The following is a 21,045-nucleotide window of genomic DNA, read 5'->3' on the forward strand; positions in this document are numbered from 1 at the left end:
CCGTTACGACAACTGTTCTTCGTTGCACTTCCGGGCCATTTCCATGGCCTTGTAGGTGCCGGTCAGATCGACGGTAAATGCATAGGATGTCTCGGGGAACACGATCATGACCTTCTTCTTGGCCAGATCATCCGCGAATTGCGGGTTGTCAGACAGAATGTAACCACCGGAATAACCCTTGGTGATGTTGCCTTTCATACCTGTGGCTTCACCCAGATAGATGTTGTCCCCAATCAGGATAGCCACTTCTTGGGTTTCGCCACGTTTGATGTCGGTATCGGCTTTGGTGAATACCCCCACATACCCCACGCCGCGATCTTCGGTCAGGCCCATCTGAACGACGTTTTCCGCATCGTCCACGGCCTCGATCAGGCAGGATTTCTTTTCGTTGTCGATGAAGACTTTCCAGCCCTCGACCTCTCCATAACGTTCGAATGTGTCAGCCCACGCTGCGGTCGAAGCCAAAAGGCCAACCACTGCGCCCAGTGCAAGATAATGTTTCAACTGCTTGTCTCCGAAAAAATGTGTTTGGTATGCAGCTTGGGCAACTGGCCCGCTGCCCGCACAAGCTAAAACCCGGGCCCATAACAATCAATACTATGATTTATTGAATATTGTTCAGGCTTTAGCATCGGCTTGCAGGGCTCAACATAGACGTTTTGACAGGGGCGTTGCGCTTTTCATCCCGCCAATCCTGCCTATGTTGGAGACAGACGACGTCTGGAGGTCCTGATGGAACGATTCGACAACAGCCCGGAAACGGCATTGAAGTGGCACCGCAATGGCAGCGGCGCCGCGCTTGCCACGGTTGTCGAAACCTGGGGCAGCGCGCCACGCCGGGTGGGTTCCCAGCTGGTGATCGGCGGCGATGGCCGGATCGAGGGTTCTGTGTCGGGCGGCTGTGTCGAAGGCGCGGTGATCGTCGAGGCGCTTGAGGCCATTGACGAAGGCGAAGCCCGCTTGCTGGAATTCGGAGTGAGCGACGAAGATGCCTTTGCGGTCGGGCTGGCCTGTGGCGGGACCATTCGCGTTCTTGTCGAACCCGTTGGAAAGGTTCTGCCCGAACCGATGCTTGCGGAACTGGTTGCAGCCCGCGCAGCGCGTGAACCCATCGCTTACGAAGTCAATATCGATACCGGGCACAGAGCCTTGCGTCGTAACGCCTATGCGGAACGGCTGCGCATGGATCGGTCTGGTTTTGAAGAAGATGGTCAGACCTTTGTGGCCGTTCACAACCCGCCGCTGCGATTGATCGTTGTTGGTGCGGTGCATATCGCGCAGGCACTGGTGCCGATGGCGCGAATTGCCGGGTATGATCCGGCCATAATAGACCCGCGCGACGCGTTTGCATCCAGCGCCCGTTTTCCGGGCGAAACGATCCTTACGGATTGGCCGGATGAGGCCGTTGCAATACTCGGGTTGGATGCGCGCACCGCAATTGTCCTGCTGACGCATGATCCAAAGCTGGATGATCCGGCATTGCAAGCTGCACTGGATGCGGGCGTGTTTTACATTGGTGCTTTGGGATCGACACGTACCCACGCCAAACGCGTCGAGCGTATGAAAGCGGCCGGTTTCAGTGATGAGCAAATCTCGAGGATTCATGGGCCAATCGGGTTGGATATCGGGGCTGCCGGCCCATCCGAGATTGCCATTGCAATTCTGGCGCAGATGACGGCCGTTCTGCGAGGCAAGGCATGAGGTTTGGTCCGGTACCCGTCTCTGAAGCAAAAGGCGCCATTCTGGCCCATTCGGTGACGGCTGACGGTCAAAAGCTGCGCAAGGGGCTGTCACTGCGCGCAGAGCATGTGGCGCAGTTGACGCAGGCGGACATCCGCGAAGTGATCGTTGCGCGCCTCGAACCCGGCGATTGCCACGAAGACGAGGCCGCACGTCGTTTGGCCGCAGCTCTTGCGCCAGATGCGGCGTCGGCCAATCTGCGCGTGACAGACGCGTTCACCGGCCGGGTCAACCTGTTGGCGGACGGGCCGGGCGTGGCGGTTCTGGATGTGGATGCGCTGGAAATGTTCAATCAGGTCAACCCGATGATCACGGTTGCGACGGTTCCGCAATACCAGCAGATGGGCCCGAAGGGCATGGTCGCCACCATCAAGGTTATCTCATATGCCGTGCCAGAGGCTGATGTTCGGCGGGCCGCCAATTTGGCGCAAGGGGCCGTGCGTCTGGCAAGACCCGTTCACAAGACGGCAGGTTTGATCGTCACGGATATCCCCGGCGGCCCGCCCAACGACAAGGGGATCGCCGCCATTCGCGGACGGACCGAAGCCCTGGGTCTGGATTTGTGTGATGTTCAGATCGTGCCGCATCGCGTGGATGCGCTGGCCAAGGCGGTTTCCAGAACGACCGGTGATCTGCTCATGATCCTGACCGGATCCGCGACTTCGGATCCGGACGATGTTGCCCCGTCTGCTGTTCGGCTTGCCGGCGGGCGGGTGGATCGGTTCGGAATGCCGGTTGATCCGGGAAACCTGCTGTTTCTGGGTGCGATGCAGGATCGACCGGTGATCGGGTTGCCCGGATGTGCACGATCTCCAGCGTTGAACGGGGCGGATTGGGTTCTGTCACGGGTTGCCTGCGGGATCGAAACGACCGGATCGGATATTGCCGGAATGGGTGTCGGAGGATTGCTGAAGGAAATCCCGACCAGACCGCAGCCGCGCGCCAAACGAAAAGAATGATCCGCCACTGATCCTGAGCGGGGCTGAATTCTGAGGTTGACCCCAGAGGCTTTGACCGAACCGGCTTATGGTTTTCTGAGCTTTGGCAATACGCCGGGTCGCCAATACGCACCGGTATCTTCCCGTGCTTTCTGATAGGCATCCACTCTTTCTCTGGCGGTCTCTCCGCCGGCGGCAAACAAATGGCCCAGCAGGCATTCAAGTACAGCCATTGCCCCCGAAAAACTCGAAAACGGGTGCAAGGTTCGCGTGCTGACAGGCAGGACGACATCCGGTTCAACCCCCGGGGCGATGACCTCGCTATCCGACAACAGGACGATGCGCATCGACCGGCCCCGAGCACACCGCATCGCCTGAATCGTGTCGGCTGAATAGGGGTGAACCGTGATTGCAAACAGACAATCCTCGGCGGTGGCTTCGACCAGATCGTCGATGGCCGAACCCATGTGGCGGGGCACCAGCTGAAGCCCGGGATGGGCCATGCGTGCGGCGTAGTGAAAATAATAGGCCAGCGCATGGCTGGATCGTGTGGCCGTCACATAGCAGCGGCGCGCCGACCTGATGTGTGCGACGGCCTGTTCCGTCAAATGGGGGGCCATGAGGCGCAGCGATCTGGCCACGACATTTATTTCGTTCTGCGCAAATCGTGCCTGCGCCGCACCAAACTGCCCTTGTTCCTTTAGGTGTTCCAGCCAATCCTGCCCAAACCTGTCCTCACCATCGGTTGTCAGAGCGTTTCGAAATGGGCGCCGAAAAGCGTCAAAGCTGTCATACCCCATGCGTTGCGCCAGCCGGATCAGAACGTTCGAGCTGATGCCGATGCGATCGGTGGTGGTGCGGATCGAATTCAACGCGAATTCGCCGGGATGATCGATGATATACTTTACAGCGACCTGCATTTGCGCAGGCATTTCATCGATCTCGCGGCGCAATTGCGTAACGATGGCAGTTAGAGTGCGGGTCATGCGGTAAGCAAAACATATGTTTTCTAGTTGGTAAATTGAAAACGAAGCTTGGGCTCATTAGCTGAGGACAGACGATCACGAGGGCGCAATGACCAAGAGCACAGTGAAAACCACCGGGAAACCATATATACTGGTTGCTCCGAACGGGGCCCGGCGGGGCCGCGCGGATCACCCGGCTTTGCCAGTCACGACGGATCAGATCGTCGCAACGGCGCGGGGCTGCCACGAGGCTGGTGCAAATGGCATACACCTGCATGTACGGGATGCCGACGGACATCACACGCTGGATGCCGGATTGTATCGCGAAACAATCGCGGAACTGAAAAGGGAAGTGCCGGGCATGGATGTTCAGATCACCACCGAGGCAGCAGGCGTGTTCGATGTCCAGTCGCAGTTTGAATGCCTGCAACTGGTTCAGCCTGAATGGGCCTCGATCTCAGTCCGGGAAATCGCGCGGGCCCTTGATCTTGCGCCTCGGGTCTATGCGCTATGTGCGGCTCAGGGCACGCGGGTTCAGCATATTCTCTACGACTTGGAAGATGTGAAGCTGCTGGAAGACTGGCAGTCAAAAGGTATCGTCCAGCCGGACCAGACAGACCGATTGCTTGTGTTGGGACGCTACAGTCAGAATCAGCAATCCGTGCCAGCGGATCTGGATGCGTTTCCATCCAGCCCGGCCAAATGGATGGTGTGCGCCTTTGGGACGCAGGAACATGATTGTCTTGTCGAAACCGCGCGGCGCGGCGGTGACTTGCGTGTTGGATTCGAAAACAGCCTGACGGCACCGGATGGCACGCTCTGGACGGACAACGCGGCCTCGGTCGCGGCTTTGGTAGAAACACTTGGAAGGACCGGAACATGAGTCATGTTTTCCCACGCCACACCAAATCTGAACTTCCCGTCGCGGCGGGTGGCGACGGCGCATACCTAATTGATGCCGACGGCAAGCGATATCTGGATTGCGGCGATGCGGCCGTGTCCTGTCTGGGGCATTCCAACGCGGCAGTGATCCGGGCCGTGCAACAGCAGGTGGAACAGATCGCATTCGCCCATACCGGGTTCATGACTTCGGAACCGGCCGAGGCATTGGCCGATCTTCTGATCCAGCACGCGCCGGGGGATCTGGACCGGGTGTATTTCGTATCGGGTGGGTCCGAGGCGACCGAAGCGGCCATCAAATTGGCGCGCCAGTATTTTCTGGAAATAGGGCAGCCCGAGCGCCGCCACGTGATCGCGCGCAAGCAAAGCTATCATGGCAACACTCTGGGGGCCTTGTCTGCCGGGGGAAATGCCTGGAGACGGGCCCAATTCGCGCCGATGCTGATCGAAATGACCCATATCTCGGCCTGCTATGAATATGCCGAAAAGCCCGAGGGTGAGAGCAGCTTTGACTATGGTCAGCGCGTCGCCAATGAGCTGGAGGCGGAAATTCTGCGCCTTGGTCCCGAAACGGTTATGGCCTTCATGGCCGAGCCGGTTGTTGGTGCTACACTTGGCGCGGTTCCGGCGGTTGAGGGGTATTTCAAACGCATCCGGGAAATCTGCGACCAATATGGCGTGTTGCTGATTCTGGATGAGGTGATGTGCGGCATGGGGCGCACCGGTCATCTGTTCGCCTGCGATCACGACGGTGCTGCACCGGATATTCTGTGCATCGCCAAAGGGTTGGGCGCAGGATATCAACCAATCGGGGCGATGCTGTGCACCGGTAAAATCTATGGCGCAATTCGCGATGGGTCAGGGTTTTTCCAACATGGGCATACCTATATCGGTCATCCCGTCGCCACGGCTGCGGCTCTTGCGGTGGTCCGTGAACTGACAGAGGGTGATTTACCGGCGCGCGCCGGACGTATGGGCAGCAAAGTGCATTCCGCACTGGAAGCCGCGTTTGGACAGCACCCGAACGTGGGCGATTTGCGTGGCCGGGGCCTGTTCCGGGGTGTGGAATTGGTAGCGGATCGCGAGACGAAGACCCCCTTTGATCCATCGTTGGGCATTGCCGGAAAGATAAAGAAGGCGGCGCTGGCCGAAGGCCTGATCTGTTATCCCATGGCGGGCACCCGGGATGGCCGGAACGGAGACCATATACTTCTCGCGCCGCCTTTCATCATAGAAGAGGCCCAGATAGGCGAACTTGTCAGCAAACTGGAACGCTCTTTTTCAGCCGTTCTCTGACAATACCGTGAGCACCCTGTTTGCCTGCGACACGTTTGCTATGTGTCGTGGGCAATGGATCTGGAAAAGGCGACGTCCATGGTGCTGGATATCTGGCGCAGTTTCCGAACGCTCCCTGTGTGGGTTCAGGTCTGGGTAGCGTTCATTTTGGTACCGGTAAACCTGCTTCCGCTGGCATTTCTGGATCAGCCAAAGGGGCACCTGATTGCATTGCTTGCAATTTCGGGCATGGCGCTGAACGTGCCGATCATGTTGGGTGCACGCGGGATGAGCGGCGCGATGGCGTTGCCACACATTCTGTGCTGGGTGCCGTTGGTCATCATCGTGACGCTTCTGCTGTTTTCCGAAGACCCCCTGAGCCCAGCCTTTGTTTGCTTTCTCCGGGTGCTTCTGATCGTCGATATCACCTCGCTGGTGTTCGATTTCCGGGACGCGGCCCGTTGGCTGCGCAGCAGGCGATCGCCCTGAACGAAAAAGCCCCTTCAAAAGAGAAGGGGCTTGGACCGTTTCGATCTTTGGACCGGATTATTTCTGCGGCAGCGGGCCGATCATCATGATCATCTGACGGCCTTCCATCTTGGGCATGTTTTCGATCTTGCCCAAGTCCTTGACGTCCTCGGCAACACGCTGCAACAATTCGCGGCCAAGGTTCTGGTGTGCCATTTCGCGACCGCGAAAACGCAGGGTAACTTTGACCTTGTCGCCTTTTTCCAGAAACTTGAAGACGTTCTTCATTTTGACGTCATAGTCATGCGTGTCGGTGTTGGGTCGGAATTTGACCTCTTTTACCTCGATGATCTTTTGCTTCTTGCGGGCTTCGGCTTCGCGTTTTTGCGTTTCATATTTGAATTTGCCGAAATCCATGATCTTGCAGACCGGTGGGTTCGCATTGGGCGAAATTTCGACCAGATCAAGACCGGCCTCAGCGGCCATCTGCATGGCTTTGGCGGGATGAACCACCCCGACATTTTCACCTTCGGCGCCAATCAGGCGAATTTCGGGGGCACGGATCTTATCATTGACGCGCGGGCCGGTGTCTCGTTGTGGCGGCGCGTTGTGAGGTCTGCGAGCTATGGGTTCATTCCTTTGATAATTGCAGAATTTCGAGCCCGGAATTTAAACCGGGCCGGGCCACACTTCAAGCGGCATAAACACCGGCAGTTGCGAAAAAACAGTGTTTTTGTCCGCTGAATTTTGCGTTCGGGGCTGCAAAGCTCCGAACGCAAGGTGCCTTTAGCCGACAAAGGCTTTTTCGATTACAAACTCTTTGGGTTCGGAATTCGCGCCTTCGCGCAGACCAAAACCTTCAAGGATTTCCTTGATGTCCAGGTTGAAAGCCAGCGACCCGCAGACCATGGCGCGATCGGTTTCGGGTTTGATTCCGCCTTCAATGCCCAGATCGCTGAACACGGTGCCATCCTTCAGCAGGTCGGTGATCCGACCCATCTTGGGGCTCTCTTCGCGCGTGGTTGTCGGGTAATAGCGGATCTTGTCAGCAAAGCCTTCGCCAATAAGTTCGGCCAGCATTTCATCCTGACGGATGCTGTCGATCAATTGACGGCCATATTCCAGTTCGGCCACTTCGCGGCAGGTATGGGTGATGATCACCTCGTCATAATCTTCATATGTTTGCGGTTCACGCAACAACGAAGCAAACGGGGCAAAACCGGTGCCGGTGGCAAAAAACCACAAACGCTTGCCGGGCAGAAGGGCGTCATGCACCAACGTGCCAACCGGCTTGGGGCGCAGGATGATCTGGTCGCCGGGCTTGATGTGCTGAAGTTTCGACGTCAACGGGCCGTTCTGAACCTTGATCGAATAGAACTCCAGCTCATCGTCCCACGACGGCGAAGCGATTGAATAGGCGCGCAGCAATGGCTTGCCATTGTCGCCCAGCAGACCGATCATCACGAACTCGCCCGAGCGGAAACGCAGCGTGGCGGGGCGCGTCACCTTGAAAGAGAACAGGCTGTCGGTCCAATGCTTGACCTCGGTTACAGTTTGCGCGTCCGGCAGGACCGGGGCCTTCACGGCAGTTGCTTCGCTCACGGGCTTCATCTCTGTCATCGTTTACCTGCCGGTCTGCTAAACCGACATCTCCGTTTAATCTTTGATCCAAGTCAGGAAAAGGGGACAGATTGCCCCCTTTGTGTTTCAAGCCGGCGATGGGCGGCTTTTAACCGCGCAAACGCGCCTGATAGTTGTTCTCTTTCCAGTTGGCCCGGGAAAGCCACTGATCTTCGGGCTGGCGATCTGCCAGGTCTCCGTCAATCTCAACTTCGTCAAAGCCGCAGCGACGCGCCATGGCGTACTGGTCTGCCAGAACATGACCCTTGGCGCGCAAACGTCCTGCATAGCCCTTAAGGCGCAGGGTGCGGGCGATGGTAAAGCCGCGACCGTCGGCAAAGGATGGAAAATCCACCCGGACCAGCTTGGCACTGCCCAAACGGTCAAAAAGCTCATCCGGGTCCGTGTCCGAGCTGACGTCCAGCGCAACCACGTCATTCGCGGCATCATCCAGAGTGACAAAGCCGTCGGTCCAGTCATCGGGCGAAAAGCCCTCATCTGTTACGATTACGTTCATGTTTTTTCTCCGATGCGCACCATCTTGCCATCGACAAAATGAATGCCGCATTCTTCCTTGTTCTGATCGCGCCAGCGGCCGGCGCGGGGGTCTTCGCCTTCCTTCACCGGCGAAGTGCAGGGCGCACAGCCGATCGAAGGGTATCCCTTGGCCACCAGCGGATGCCGGGGCAGGTTGTTTTCTTCCATATAGGCGCGCACATCGTCCGGCGCCCAATGGGTCAGCGGATTGACCTTGATCCGGCCTGTGCCGTCTTCGACCTCGAAAAACTCGAGCGCGGCGCGCGTGCCGGACTGAAACCGTTTCCTGCCGGTAATCCAACCGCAATACCCGGTCAGGGCTTGCTGCAAGGGAAAGGTCTTGCGCAGGTTGCAGCACGCATCCGTATCCCGCAGGCGCAGCGCGCCATAGGGGTCTTCGCGTTGCAGTTCTTCGTCATCCGCCCGGATGATCCGGATGTTCCTGAGCCCCAGGCGCTCGCTGACTTCCTGCTGGTACTCCAGCGTTTCGGTGAACAGCAATTGGGTATCCACGAACAACACCGGCGTCATCTTATCGATCACCGCAGCCATGTGCAGCAGCACCACCGATTCCGCGCCAAAGCTTGAGACCAGAGCAAGCGCATCGATCTCTTCAAGGGCGCCATGCATCACGTCATGGGCGCTGTGGTGACGGAACCGGGCATTCAATGCGTTGACCTTCTCGGTCAGGTCGCTGCGGTCTTTGCCCAGTTCCGTTTGAATCAGATCAAGCGGCATTCGCCCGAGCCTCGGGGTAGAGGGCGGCCTTGAACGGCTCCATGCCGACGCGGCGATAAGTCATCAGGAAGGTTTCTTCAGCATTCTCGCGCAGATCCAGGTAGGTGTCGACGATGCGTTCCACGGCCGGTACGATCTCGTCATAGGCAAAACCCGGACCGGTGCGGTCGCCGATCGCGGCCGTCTCGGTGGCGTCGCCACCCAGTGTGATCTGGTAGTTTTCGACGCCTGCACGATCCAGGCCCAGGATGCCGATATGGCCCACATGGTGGTGGCCGCAGGCGTTGATGCAGCCCGAGATCTTGATCTTCAGGTGCCCAATGTCATGCTCCAGCTTCAAATCTTCAAAGCGGGTCGCAATTTCCTGAGCAACCGGGATCGAGCGCGCCGTCGCCAGCGCGCAGTAATCCATGCCGGGGCAGGCGATGATATCGCTGATCAGCCCGATATTGGCGGTGGCCAGTTCGTGTTCCTTCAGCTTTGCGTGGATCGCGGGCAGGTCCGATTTGTGGACATGCGGCAGGATCACGTTCTGCTCGTGGCTGATACGCAGCTCATCATAGGCGAATTCTTCGGCCAGATCGGCCATCACGCGCATCTGCTCGGCGGTCGCATCACCCGGCGTCTGACCGTGTTTCTTGATCGAGATCGTAACGATCGCGTGGTCCGCGTTCTTGTGGGGCGCGATGTTGGTATCGACCCACGACCGGAAAACCGGATCGTTGGAATAGGCGCTTTCAAACGACGCAACCGAACCTTCGCGGAAGCCCGGAGGCGCAAAATGGCCTTTGATCTCATCCAGCAGCGCCATGTCGGCGCCCTTGAACTGTGGGCGAACCTGCAAGAAACGTTCATTCACCTTGGCGCGGATGGCGTCGATGCCGTGTTCATGCACGGTGATCTTGATGCGCGCCTTATACTTGTTGTCGCGGCGACCGATCTGGTTCCAGACCGACACGGTGGCTTCCAGATAGGCCAGCAGATCATCGAATGCGACGAATTCGGACAGTTCCTTGCCGATCATGGGCGTACGGCCCAGGCCGCCACCGACGATGACGCGCGCACCCAGAACGCCGTCACGTTCGACCAGTTGCAGGCCGATGTCATGCGCTTTGATCACGGCGCGGTCGTTTTCCGAACCGGTGATGGCGATCTTGAACTTGCGCGGCATGAACTGGAATTCCGGGTGGTCGGTCGACCACTGGCGCAGCAGTTCGGCATAGGGGCGCGGGTCGGCGACCTCATCCGCGGCGGCACCGGCGAAATGGTCGGCCGTCACGTTGCGGATGGTGTTGCCCGAGGTCTGGATGGCGTGCATGCCCACCTCGGCCAGCGCGTCCAGCATGTCTGGCACATCTTTCAGTTTCGGCCAGTTGTACTGGATGTTCTGACGGGTGGTGAAATGGCCATACCCCTTGTCCCACTTTTCAGCCAGCAGGGCCAATTGGCGCATTTGTGCGCTGTTCAGCGTGCCGTAGGGAATGGCGACCCGCAGCATGTATGCGTGCAGTTGCAGATACAGGCCGTTCATCAGGCGCAGCGGCTTGAATTCATCTTCGGTCAGCGAACCGTCGATGCGGCGCTCGACCTGAGCGCGGAACTGCGCGTTACGCTCTGCCAGAAAATCTTTGTCAAACTCGGAGTAGCGATACATGTCTAGCTGTCCTTGGTTGCAGCCCCGAACCTGGGGCCTTGAAGGGGAGAGAGAAGGGCCAGAGGTCAGGCCCGGGGCTGCGGGGAAGCTTCCTGTTTGCCGTGGGCATAGTTGGACGGACCAGTGCGGCGGAAGTCTTCCCGGAAATGGGTGGGCTCGGGGCCGTTTTCGCCAGCAACGGCATCGGCCAGATAGGCGCCCACAATTTTGTTTGCCTGACGCGCGGCATCCAGCAGGCGAACCTGCGCATGCGCCTCGTCGGTGATCAGTTCTGCCTCGCTCAGGTCACGGGACCAGCGGTCATCTTCGGTCAGATAAATCACGTCACCTTCGAGCAAGTCATTTGCAGTGACGACTTTGGGGGTAAAAGCGCGGGCCATCAGGCAAGCTCCTTGTTGAATTCGGTTACAGCCTGCGCCGCTTCGCGCGGGGCAAGGCCATAGAAGGTCAGGGCCGGTCCATCCATTTCGGCGGCGGCCAGATCGGTGGTCAACTGGTCCAAAGTGGTGGCCAAAATCCGTTGGTCGGGACGCGAGGCATTTTCGACCAGGGTAATGGGCGTGGCGCGATCAGCGCCGTGCATGATCAGGCGACCCTGAATGAACCGAGCGGACTTCTTGCCCATGTAGATTGCCGCCACGGAACCCGGCTTGGCCAAAGCGTTCCAATCGTGATCCGCAAAACCCTGCATGTCGTGCCCGGTCAAAAAACGCACCGATGAGTTGCGTCCGCGGCGAGTCAGGCTTTGACCGATGCTTGCCACTGCGGCAGAGGCCGCCGTGATGCCGGGAATGATCTGCCAGGAAATACCGGCCGCATCGACGGCCTCGATTTCTTCGTCCAGACGACCAAAAACCGTGGGATCCCCCGACTTCAGGCGCACCACACGGTTGCCATTCAGGGCGTATTCAACCAGAAGCGCGTCGATATCGCTTTGCTTCCACGAGGGGCCGAACCCGGCCTTGCCGACATCGACCAAAGCGGCGTTCTGGGCGGCAATGTCCAGCACAGGCTTGCTGATCAGGCGATCATGCAACACCACATCCGCGCGCTCGAATGCGGCCAACGCCTTGAGCGTCAGCAATTCGGGGTCACCGGGTCCGGCGCCGACAAAGTCGACATGACCTTTGGGACTGGTTGTGTGAAAATCCTGCATCGGATCGTCTCGGACATTGTTTGACTTGACCCTCAATATAGGAAATATTCCCACCGAAGCGCCATATCACCGCTAAAATAAGGACAAATGTTCCGATTTTCGGAAAAGCCGGAACATAGGTGTCGAAACAGAAGGAAAATTGGAATGTCGGTGCGGATAGATGACACGGATCGAAAAATTCTGGCCGAGCTGCAACGGGACGCAGGCCAATCATTGGACGAAATTGCGGCTCGGGTCGGCAGTTCAAAGACGCCTGTTTGGAATCGCATTCGGAAGCTCAAGGGGGCGGGAATCATCGGCCAGCAAACGGTGCTGCTGGATGCCGAGGCACTTGGGTTCGAAGCCACCTTTTTTGTTTTGATCCGCACCTCGGAACATGAGGCGGACTGGCAACGTAAATTCCTGAAAGCATTGAAGGATCACCCCGAAGTGCAAGAGGCGCACCGGTTGGCGGGTGATATCGACTATATCCTGAAAGTCCGGGTTAAAAACGCGCGTGCCTATGATCAGTTCTATCAGTCGCTCATCTCGGAAGTGCGCGTGCACAACGTCACGGCGTTGTTGTCCATGGAAGAGATCAAGTCCACAACGATGCTGCCGCTGAATGCGTTGGCAGAGGGGGCTTAGAACACTCGACCGCGGCTCCTCCGCCCGTGTCTTTCAATGGGCTTTGAGCCAGATGAGCTGATGGGTGTTTTCATCCGGCCGGAAGCAAAATCGCCAGAGGGATCGTGTAGGTATGCGGAAGGTGATGGCTAAGGTCTGACCAGCAGCTGATTCAGCCCGTGAAAGTGATAGCTGTCCGAATAAAGCGGCGGCGCAGCCAGTTGCAGGTTTGGACAGCTTTCGAACAGGATCGGCAAAGCAATGCGCATTTCCAGACGCGCCAGAGGTGCCCCGACACAAAAATGAATTCCGCCCCCAAAGCTTGTGTTGACTTCAATCGGACGGTTCGGCTGAAACGTGTTCGGTTCAGCCCAGACAGCGGGGTCGCGGTTGGCCGCGCCAAGCAACAGTGCCACTTGATCGCCACGTTTGAATGAATGGCCGAACAGATCCACGTCCTCATACGCGTAACGTGTGAACATGTGCAGAGGCGGGTCATAGCGCAGGATTTCTTCGATGGTTCCGTCGAGTCCATCCGGTGCCAGGGCGTCAGGGGCGGTGCGGGTCTGCAACAGGGTTTTCACCCCGTTCCCCAGTGAGTGCACGGTAGCCTCATGGCCTGCGTTGAGCAGCAGGATGCAGGTAGCAACCAGCTCGTCCAGTGACAGTTTCTGGCCTTCTTCCTCGGCGCTTATCAACCGGGTTATCAGATCGTCGCGGGGATCATTGCGCCGCAGCTCTATGTATTCCTTCAGGAATTCGGTGAATTCCTTAGATGATTTGGCGGCCGTGTCTTCGGTGTCCTGCGTGCAATTGGCCTGATACATGGCAACCATATCGTGAGACCATTGTAACAGATCGGGCGCCATGGCTTCGGGGACGCCCAGAAGCCGGCAGATCGTGACCACCGGAACCTGAGTGCAATAGGTATCCAACAGGTCGAACGTGTTCCCGGGGAAGTCTTTGATCAGGCTGTGGCACAGATCTTCGATGGAAGGTTGCAGCGCAGAAATCGCCCGTGACGTGAAGGCGCGCATCACCAATGACCGAAGGCGTGTGTGCCTTGGTGGTTCTGCCTCAAGCAGTGAATGGGCCTCGATGGCCAGCCAGGGCGCCAGATGGGCGGGACCTTGCTCTGCCAGTTCGGGCGGTACCTCGCGGCCAAACCTGCGGTCCCGAAACAGGGCGCGAACCGCGCGGTATGAAACCGCGGCGACCAAACCATAGTCCTGCCAATAGAACAGATCGCCCGAGCCTCGCGCCTTGTCGTAGAACGGGTAGGGGTTTTGGACGAAACCCGGGTCTGTCGGTGATTGCGAAAAAGACATCATGAGCCGCACACTTGCCATGCGGCGCATTGAATGCAAGACCCTGTCTATGCACAGGGTTTGGTTCATTTCCGTTTTTTTGCTCGCCGTTGGGTTATTGTCGGGGTTTGTCTGGTCTTATGGCTATCGACAGGCCCTGTCTCAGCTGAGCGAGAAGGCAGAGGCAGATCTTGAGTTGGCGGCTGACCGGCTGAGCACGCAGATGCAAGTGTATCAGGAACTTGCCGTGCTGATGGCAACTCATCCCGTTTTGCATGAACTGGATACGCAGGCCGGTATTCGCCAAGCCCGGGCAACGCTGCTGGACGTCGCTGACAAAACGGCCGCCGTAAACATGATGTATCTGGATACGAACGGGCAGGTGCTGGTATCGGCGCAGCCTGTGTCCCAGCGCAACATGGCCCATCATCCGGCTTTCCGCCGTGCGATGCAGGGCGCCTTGGGCAGTGCGCATGAGGTTGTACCGTCGGGCGAAGACCGGATCTATTCCTATGCCGCCCCCACTTTTGGCCCGTCTGGCCAGATTGAAGGCGCGTTGATGGTCGTTGCTGATGTTCAGGACGTTGAACAAACGTGGCGCGGCAGTACCGAGGCGGTTTTCTTTGTCGATTCCGATGGTGTCGTTTTCATTTCCAACAGATCCGACCTGCTGTTCTGGCGCCGGGCGGACGGTGAGGCGGGATTGACGCCGCCAGATGGTGCGACCGTTGATTTTTCTTCGAAACAGGTCGGCAGGCACGAGTTGTGGCACTTGAACTGGGGGCGTTACCTGCCGCGCGATGCGCTGCATCTGACCCTTGATTTGCCGGTGATCGACATGACTGCCGAGGTGCTGGTGGACGTGGCGCCGGCCCTTCAGCTTGCCAGGCTTCAGGCGGCGGCCGTCGCAGCGATCTGTCTGGCCTTTGGGGCCATGCTCTTTCTTGCCATGGAGCGGCGGCGGGCATTGGCCGAAGCGAATGCCGTTCTGGAAAGCCGTGTGGCCAAACGCACCCATGACCTGACAGTGGCAAATGCCAGTTTGCGCAAGGAAGTGGCGGAACGGGAAGAAGCCGAGGCGGCGCTGCGGCGGGCCCAGGCAGACCTGGTGCAGGCCGGAAAGCTCAGCGCTCTGGGGCAAATGTCGGCGGGCATCAGCCATGAACTGAACCAGCCGCTTATGGCCATACGGCAATTTGCGGATAACGGTTCAGCGTTCATGACGCGGGGAAAACCTGAAATGGCTGCCGAGAATCTGGGCCGGATCTCGGAAATGGCGGCGCGGATGGCGCGGATCATCAAGAACCTTCGCGCCTTTGCCCGCAACGAAAGCGAACCGATGGGACGGGTTGACCTGATTCAGGTTCTCAACACCGCTGTTGAACTGACCGAGGCCCGCCTGCGAGACGACAATGTAACCCTGAACTGGAACCCCCCGAATGGGGCTGTGTATGTTTGGGGGGGTGAAGTACGTTTGGTGCAGGTGTTTGTGAATCTGATCAACAATGCGGCGGATGCAATGCTGGGACGACCAAAACGGATTATAACGATAACGCTGCGAAAAGGTGCACGATTGAGCGTTTCCTTGCAGGATACTGGCCCGGGCATTGAAGACCCCGACCGGATGTTCGAGCCCTTCTATTCCACGAAAAGCGTTGGATCGTCAGAAGGTTTGGGGCTGGGGCTTTCCATTTCCTACGGGCTGGTTCAAAGCTTTGGTGGGGACATAAGGGGCGCGAACACGGCGGATGGGGCCATGTTTACCGTCGAACTGGAACCCTGCGACAAGGAAGAGGCCGCGTGATGCGCAGGGTTTTGTTGGTCGATGATGATGCCGCCGTACGCGAGGCCTTGTCTCAAACTCTGGAATTGGCGGACTATCAGCCAACGACCGCCGGATCCTTTGTGGCGGCCAAGGATCACATCAGCCGCGAGTTTCCCGGTGTCATCATCTCGGATATACGCATGCCGGGGCGGGACGGGTTCCATCTTTTGTCTTATGCCCGAGAGGTCGATCCGGATCTTCCCGTGGTTCTTCTGACGGGTGAGGGCGATATTCCCATGGCCGTCGATGCCATGGGAAAGGGCGCGTTCGATTTTCTGGAAAAGCCGTGCGCCGCGTCCGACCTTCTCGAGGTGCTTGAACGCGCGTTTGCAGCCCGTTCGCAGATATTGGAGCAAAGAGCGGCAAAATCCGAGCTGGAACGAGGAGACCCCGCCGCGCGTTTGCTGTTCGGACTGTCGCCGCAGGCCGAGGCCCTGCGCGAACGGGTTCGGACCGTTGCGCCAACAGGCGCCGAGGTTCTTGTGACGGGACCGCCGGGCAGCGGCATCTCGAAGGTCGCCGAGGTCGTGCATCTGATGTCGCCAGCAGGGCAGGGACCATTTGTCAAACGCACGGCCTCCAGCCTCAGCCCCGACGACTTGGCCAAGAGCTGTGAAGATGCGGCAGGTGGGTCATTGTTTCTGGACGAAGTCTCGGCCATGCCCCATGCCACGCAATTTGCGGCGTTGGAGATCATCGAGCATGGACCGGGCGGGCGTATCATTGCGGGAACGACCGCTGATCTGTCGGCGCTGAGTTCTGAAGGCCGGTTCAATGCAGACCTGTTTTACAGGCTGGATGTCATGCGGGTTCGTATTCCATCGCTGGCAGAACGCCCCGACGACATTCCGGTGATCTTCCGCCATTACGTTGCACAGGCCGCGGAACAGGCGGGGATCGTGGCGCCGGAAATCTCGTCCGAGCATCTGGCGTCGCTTATGGCCAGCGACTGGCCGGGGAATGCGCGATCCCTGATGTCAGCCGCGATGCGCTTCGTGCTGGGAATGCCGGAAGAAGTCGCGCAGGCAACAGACCTGGGCCTTAGCGAACAGATGGCGCGGGTGGAGCGGTCGCTGCTCATCGCGGCGCTGGGTCGTCACAACGGCAAGGCATCAGATGCGGCGAAGGCATTGAAACTGCCGCGCAAGACATTTTACGACAAGCTGGCACGGTACCAGATTCGGGCCGAGGATTACCGACGGTAACGGCCGGGCTCCCGCCACCTTTTTCCGCATTAACATGCGTCTAAAGCTGTTGGGCCGGGCAGCCCGCTGTCGCGGGCTGCGGTTTCGCGTCAGTTGATTCGGGGGTTTTGATTCGCGGCGTGTGCGGATTTTCGCACAAACTGGAAGATTGCTGTGCGGAATCTCGCACTCGGGGTTTCGAATGGGTCCAATATCCATTGCAAAGCGCTTTATAACCTTCTGAAAGAAAATCACTAAATAGAAAATCGAGGGACAGAAAACAAATCGTTGAGTGGATCGTGCCGATTCGTTTCACTTCGCTGCATCTGATACCGAATTGGTGTCGAAGGACAATTTCAAGGAAGTCTGGGAGGAAAAGACAGATGAAATTCCTGACAACGGCAGCGACCGCTCTGGCGCTGACAGTCACAGCCACCGCAGGGATGGCAGCCTGTGACGATGGTGAAATCGTCGTCAAGTTCGCGCATGTGACCAACACTGACAAACACCCCAAGGGCATCGCCGCATCGCTGCTAGAACAGCGCGTCAATGATGAGATGAACGGCGTGATGTGCGTGGAGGTCTATCCGAACTCGACACTGTACAACGACGACAAGGTGCTGGAGGCGATGTTGCAGGGCGACGTTCAGCTTGCCGCGCCGTCACTGTCGAAGTTCGAGAAGTTCACCAAGCAGTTCCGCCTGTTTGACCTGCCGTTCATGTTCAAGAACATCGACGCTGTGGATGCATTCCAGGCTTCGGCTGATGGTCAGGCGATGAAGGACAGCATGCAGCGCCGTGGCCTTCAGGGGCTGGCCTTCTGGCACAACGGCATGAAGCAGATGTCGGCCAACAAGCCGCTGGTCGATCCGTCGGATGCAAACGGTCTGAAGTTCCGCGTGCAGTCTTCGGACGTTCTGGTGGCACAGATGGAGGCTATTGGTGGCAGCCCGCAGAAAATGGCGTTCTCGGAAGTTTACGGCGCGCTGCAACAGGGGGTTGTGGATGGTCAGGAAAACACCTGGTCGAACATCTATGGCAAGAAGTTCTTCGAAGTGCAGGACGGCATCACCGAGACCAACCATGGCATCATCGACTATCTGGTCGTGACCTCTGTGGACTGGCTGGACAGCCTGGATCCGGACGTGCGTGATCAGTTCCTGACCATTCTGGCTGAAGTCACGGAAACAAGGAACAAAGAAGCCTTTGCCGTGAACGAAGCAGCCAAAGCTTCGATCGTTGAAGCAGGCGGAGTCATCCGCGAGTTGACCCCGGAACAGCGTCAGGCCTGGGTTGATGCGATGAAACCCGTTTGGGACCAGTTCGCAGGTGACGTGGGTCAGGACAAGATCGACGCGGCTCAGGCCATCAACGCCGGCTTCTGAATCTGGCCAAAGGCCGCGCGTCCGGGGACTGGGGAGTATTCGACGCGCTGGCCGGGCGGGCTGAACAAGCCCGCCCAACACTCTCTCATCACAAAAAATGCGGGGACAGAAAGATGTCTGGTGCGAATTCCGGCCAAGGCGGGCTGGTCGACCATATCGAAGAAACCCTGATCGCGTGTCTGTTGGGCCTGATGACGGTCGTGACATTTGCCAACGTGATCGCGCGGTTTGTTTTCAATTCCAATATCCTGTGGGCGCTTGAACTGACGGTGTTCACTTTTGGCTGGCTGGTGCTGCTTGGCGCCTCTTATGCGGTCAAGAAACACTCTCATCTGGGTGTTGATGCGATCCTGAACATGCTGGCCCCGGCGCCGCGTCGCATTCTGGCGCTCATCGCCGTGGGGTGCTGCCTGGTGTTTTCGTTGCTGCTGCTGAAGGGCGCCTATGACTATTGGGCGGTTTTCGCGGATCTGCCGCCGACATCCGGACGCTGGTTCCCGACCGGGTTCAACTTCGACGCCCGCAGCCAGAGTTTCTATGAGGTGGACGATATCCCGATGGTCGCTCCGCTGCGGTTTCTGGAAGACCTGATCAACTATGGCGAAGGGTACGAGAAGCTTCCCAAAGTGGTGCCTTATCTGGTGCTGCCGGTATCGATGCTGCTGCTGGTGATCCGGTTCGCCCAGGTTGCCGTTCAGATATGGCGTGGCGAAACGGATCGCCTTGTCGCCAGCCACGAAGTCGAGGACGAGATCGAAGAAGTCCGCGCTCAGCAAGGAGAGCATAACTGATGGACGTCGTACTTCTTTTCTCGATGGTCGTCGGCCTGCTGCTGATCGGTGTGCCGATTGCAGTTGCGCTTGGCCTCAGCTCGACCCTGTTTCTGCTGATCTACTCAGACAGTTCACTCGCGTCTGTCGCGGGTACGCTGTTCGAGGCTTTTGAAGGGCATTTTACCCTGCTGGCGATCCCGTTCTTCATCCTGGCGTCGTCCTTCATGACTACAGGTGGTGTCGCACGACGGATCATCCGGTTCTCGATCGCCTGTGTCGGGCATTTGCCCGGCGGTCTGGCGATTGCGGGCGTCTTTGCCTGTATGCTGTTCGCAGCCCTGTCCGGGTCGTCCCCGGCGACCGTGGTCGCCATCGGCTCGATCGTCATCGCGGGGATGCGTCAGGTGGGTTATTCCAAGGAATTTGCCGCCGGTGTGATCTGCAACGCGGGGACACTGGGTATTCTGATCCCTCCATCCATCGTCATGGTCGTATATGCCGCCGCTGTTGAAGTCTCGGTTGGGCGCATGTTCCTTGCGGGGGTTATTCCCGGTCTGATGGCCGGTTTGATGCTGATGATCACCATCTATGTCATGGCCAAGGTCAAGAACCTGCCCAAGGGGGAATGGAAAGGCTGGGGAGAGGTCTTTACCTCGGCCCGCGAGGCCGGTTGGGGTCTTTTCCTGATCGTCATCATTCTGGGTGGTATCTATGGTGGCATCTTCACCCCGACCGAAGCCGCCGCAGTTGCCGCAGTCTACGCGTTCTTCATTGCCAGCTTTGTGTACAAGGACATGGGCCCGCTGAGCACGGAAGAAGGCACACAGAACCTGCCGCTGCTGAAAAAACCCTATGCGCTGATCACGGCGTTCATTCACCCGGACACCAAGCATACGCTGTTCGAGGCAGGCAAGCTGACGGTCACGCTGCTGTTCGTGATCGCCAACGCGCTGATACTCAAGCATGTTCTGACCGACGAGCAGGTGCCGCAGCATATCGCCGAAGCGATGTTGTCGGCCGGCCTTGGCCCTGTCGCTTTCCTGATCGTGGTGAACGTGATCCTGCTGATCGGCGGTCAGTTCATGGAACCGTCAGGCCTGTTGGTTATCGTGGCGCCCCTTGTGTTCCCGATCGCTATCGAGCTGGGCATTGACCCGATCCATCTGGGTATCATCATGGTGGTCAACATGGAGATCGGGATGATCACGCCTCCGGTCGGTCTGAACCTGTTCGTGACTTCGGGTGTTGCGGGTATGCCGATGATGAGCGTTGTGAAGGCGGCGCTGCCCTTCCTTGCGGTGCTGTTCGTCTTCCTGATCATGGTGACGTATATTCCGTGGATATCGACCTTCCTGCCCAACACGTTCATGGGGCCGGAAATAATAACCAACTAGACTGTCTGAAAACTGAACAAAGCCGGGTGGTGTCAACTGCCCGGCTTTTTCGTGTCTTGAAACCACGCGATGGGTTCTTATCTGAGGCACAGAGGACGACCTCTGCTTTCTGGGACATCATTCGGGACGACCCGTACGGATATGAGGTTGTCTTATGCCCTGGATCTTTCTTCTGTTTGCTGGCCTTTTGGAAATTGTCTGGGCGGTTGCCATGAAGCAGTCGGCCGGTTTTACCCGATTGTGGCCGACGGCCGTGATGGGCGCTTCGATGTTGGGCTCATTTGGTCTGCTGGCGCTTGCAATGCGCGACTTACCGTTGGGCACCGCATACACGATCTGGACTGGGATCGGTGCGGTGGGGGCGTTCAGTGTCGGTATTCTGTTTCTTGGCGAAGCCCTGACACCTGCGCGGATCGCAGCTGCGGTTCTGATCGTGACAGGCCTTGTGGTGATGAAGCTGGCCTGATGCGCTTGACTTGCCAAGCCAAAGTACTTCGGCAGTTTACAGCACACACTCGAAGCGGAGCTCGGAATTTTGACCGGCTCTGACAGACGCATTTTGCGTGGCTCCTGAAAAGGC

The 21,045-nt window shown here is 58.2% G+C and carries 22 protein-coding genes; 12 read left to right on the forward strand and 10 right to left on the reverse strand.

The features are described from left to right. Window positions 1-3: 3 nt before the first annotated feature. Complete coding sequence (locus ACR3E6_RS12630) at window positions 4-504, reverse strand: hypothetical protein (RefSeq protein WP_171632817.1); 501 nt, start codon at window positions 502-504, stop codon at window positions 4-6. 228 nt (window positions 505-732) lie between these two features. Here ACR3E6_RS12630 and ACR3E6_RS12635 point away from each other — a divergent pair, with 228 nt between their 5' ends. Together ACR3E6_RS12635 and ACR3E6_RS12640 are read left to right on the forward strand one after the other, a co-directional pair. After that, a complete protein-coding gene (locus ACR3E6_RS12635; RefSeq protein WP_171723367.1) occupies window positions 733-1,701 on the forward strand; it encodes an XdhC family protein in 969 nt (322 codons plus the stop codon). Continuing rightward, a complete protein-coding gene (locus ACR3E6_RS12640; protein ID WP_480487416.1) occupies window positions 1,698-2,699 on the forward strand; it encodes a molybdopterin-binding protein in 1,002 nt (333 codons plus the stop codon). Before ACR3E6_RS12635 ends, ACR3E6_RS12640 begins: the two co-directional genes overlap by 4 nt. Before the next feature lie 65 nt (window positions 2,700-2,764). On the opposite strand, the gene ACR3E6_RS12645 is transcribed toward ACR3E6_RS12640, so the two are convergent. Beyond that, complete coding sequence (locus ACR3E6_RS12645; protein WP_480487418.1) at window positions 2,765-3,664, reverse strand: MurR/RpiR family transcriptional regulator; 900 nt, start codon at window positions 3,662-3,664, stop codon at window positions 2,765-2,767. An 88-nt stretch (window positions 3,665-3,752) separates the two neighbouring features. Here ACR3E6_RS12645 and ACR3E6_RS12650 point away from each other — a divergent pair, with 88 nt between their 5' ends. From ACR3E6_RS12650 to ACR3E6_RS12660, 3 genes are read left to right on the forward strand one after another with little or no spacing between them, the layout of a single operon-like run. Continuing rightward, window positions 3,753-4,526, forward strand: coding sequence for a beta-keto acid cleavage family enzyme (locus tag ACR3E6_RS12650; protein ID WP_171723364.1), 774 nt, complete (start codon window positions 3,753-3,755; stop codon window positions 4,524-4,526). Beyond that, window positions 4,523-5,839, forward strand: coding sequence for an aspartate aminotransferase family protein (locus ACR3E6_RS12655; protein ID WP_209833265.1), 1,317 nt, complete (start codon window positions 4,523-4,525; stop codon window positions 5,837-5,839). Before ACR3E6_RS12650 ends, ACR3E6_RS12655 begins: the two co-directional genes overlap by 4 nt. A gap of 54 nt (window positions 5,840-5,893) precedes the next feature. Continuing rightward, window positions 5,894-6,307, forward strand: a complete 414-nt coding sequence (locus tag ACR3E6_RS12660; RefSeq protein ID WP_171723362.1) for a hypothetical protein — start codon at window positions 5,894-5,896, stop codon at window positions 6,305-6,307. 57 nt (window positions 6,308-6,364) lie between these two features. On the opposite strand, the gene infC is transcribed toward ACR3E6_RS12660, so the two are convergent. From infC to cobA, 7 genes are all read right to left on the reverse strand, one after another. Then, window positions 6,365-6,955, reverse strand: coding sequence for a translation initiation factor IF-3 (infC, locus tag ACR3E6_RS12665; RefSeq protein WP_480488138.1), 591 nt, complete (start codon window positions 6,953-6,955; stop codon window positions 6,365-6,367). Between the two features lie 117 nt (window positions 6,956-7,072). Next, window positions 7,073-7,906 (reverse strand): ferredoxin--NADP reductase, encoded by an 834-nt coding sequence (locus tag ACR3E6_RS12670; protein WP_152457833.1) that lies wholly within the window; start codon window positions 7,904-7,906, stop codon window positions 7,073-7,075. Window positions 7,907-8,015: 109 nt separating this feature from the next. Then, complete coding sequence (locus tag ACR3E6_RS12675; RefSeq protein WP_480487421.1) at window positions 8,016-8,423, reverse strand: DUF934 domain-containing protein; 408 nt, start codon at window positions 8,421-8,423, stop codon at window positions 8,016-8,018. Continuing rightward, window positions 8,420-9,181 (reverse strand): phosphoadenylyl-sulfate reductase, encoded by a 762-nt coding sequence (locus ACR3E6_RS12680; RefSeq protein ID WP_480487423.1) that lies wholly within the window; start codon window positions 9,179-9,181, stop codon window positions 8,420-8,422. The genes ACR3E6_RS12675 and ACR3E6_RS12680 overlap by 4 nt, the downstream gene beginning before the upstream one ends. After that, entirely contained in the window at window positions 9,171-10,835 is a 1,665-nt protein-coding gene (locus ACR3E6_RS12685) for a nitrite/sulfite reductase (RefSeq protein ID WP_209833262.1), read from the reverse strand. The genes ACR3E6_RS12680 and ACR3E6_RS12685 overlap by 11 nt, the downstream gene beginning before the upstream one ends. 65 nt (window positions 10,836-10,900) lie before the next feature. Further along, entirely contained in the window at window positions 10,901-11,215 is a 315-nt protein-coding gene (locus ACR3E6_RS12690) for a DUF2849 domain-containing protein (RefSeq protein ID WP_171328572.1), read from the reverse strand. After that, on the reverse strand, window positions 11,215-11,991 hold the full coding sequence (gene cobA, locus ACR3E6_RS12695) for a uroporphyrinogen-III C-methyltransferase (RefSeq protein WP_480487425.1): 777 nt from the start codon (window positions 11,989-11,991) through the stop codon (window positions 11,215-11,217). The genes ACR3E6_RS12690 and cobA overlap by 1 nt, the downstream gene beginning before the upstream one ends. Before the next feature lie 144 nt (window positions 11,992-12,135). Here cobA and ACR3E6_RS12700 point away from each other — a divergent pair, with 144 nt between their 5' ends. Then, window positions 12,136-12,618 (forward strand): Lrp/AsnC family transcriptional regulator, encoded by a 483-nt coding sequence (locus tag ACR3E6_RS12700; RefSeq protein WP_117869097.1) that lies wholly within the window; start codon window positions 12,136-12,138, stop codon window positions 12,616-12,618. Window positions 12,619-12,746: 128 nt separating this feature from the next. On the opposite strand, the gene ACR3E6_RS12705 is transcribed toward ACR3E6_RS12700, so the two are convergent. Continuing rightward, window positions 12,747-13,928, reverse strand: a complete 1,182-nt coding sequence (locus tag ACR3E6_RS12705) for a cytochrome P450 (protein ID WP_480487427.1) — start codon at window positions 13,926-13,928, stop codon at window positions 12,747-12,749. Between ACR3E6_RS12705 and ACR3E6_RS12710 the strand changes: the two genes are divergently transcribed. The 6 genes from ACR3E6_RS12710 (at window position 13,927) to ACR3E6_RS12735 (ending at window position 20,931) form a co-directional block, all read left to right on the forward strand. Beyond that, window positions 13,927-15,708 (forward strand): sensor histidine kinase, encoded by a 1,782-nt coding sequence (locus ACR3E6_RS12710; protein ID WP_480487429.1) that lies wholly within the window; start codon window positions 13,927-13,929, stop codon window positions 15,706-15,708. The genes ACR3E6_RS12705 and ACR3E6_RS12710 overlap by 2 nt on opposite strands. Next, complete coding sequence (locus tag ACR3E6_RS12715; protein ID WP_171723357.1) at window positions 15,705-16,934, forward strand: sigma-54-dependent transcriptional regulator; 1,230 nt, start codon at window positions 15,705-15,707, stop codon at window positions 16,932-16,934. The genes ACR3E6_RS12710 and ACR3E6_RS12715 overlap by 4 nt, the downstream gene beginning before the upstream one ends. A 362-nt stretch (window positions 16,935-17,296) precedes the next feature. Then, complete coding sequence (locus ACR3E6_RS12720) at window positions 17,297-18,298, forward strand: DctP family TRAP transporter solute-binding subunit (protein WP_171632783.1); 1,002 nt, start codon at window positions 17,297-17,299, stop codon at window positions 18,296-18,298. Between the two features lie 113 nt (window positions 18,299-18,411). After that, window positions 18,412-19,089 (forward strand): TRAP transporter small permease, encoded by a 678-nt coding sequence (locus ACR3E6_RS12725; protein WP_152457843.1) that lies wholly within the window; start codon window positions 18,412-18,414, stop codon window positions 19,087-19,089. Beyond that, a complete protein-coding gene (locus ACR3E6_RS12730) occupies window positions 19,089-20,465 on the forward strand; it encodes a TRAP transporter large permease (RefSeq protein ID WP_210092296.1) in 1,377 nt (458 codons plus the stop codon). The genes ACR3E6_RS12725 and ACR3E6_RS12730 overlap by 1 nt, the downstream gene beginning before the upstream one ends. Window positions 20,466-20,619: 154 nt before the next feature. Next, a complete protein-coding gene (locus ACR3E6_RS12735; RefSeq protein WP_171723355.1) occupies window positions 20,620-20,931 on the forward strand; it encodes a DMT family transporter in 312 nt (103 codons plus the stop codon). Window positions 20,932-21,045: the final 114 nt, after the last annotated feature.

Source organism: Ruegeria sp. AL3 (assembly GCF_056536065.1).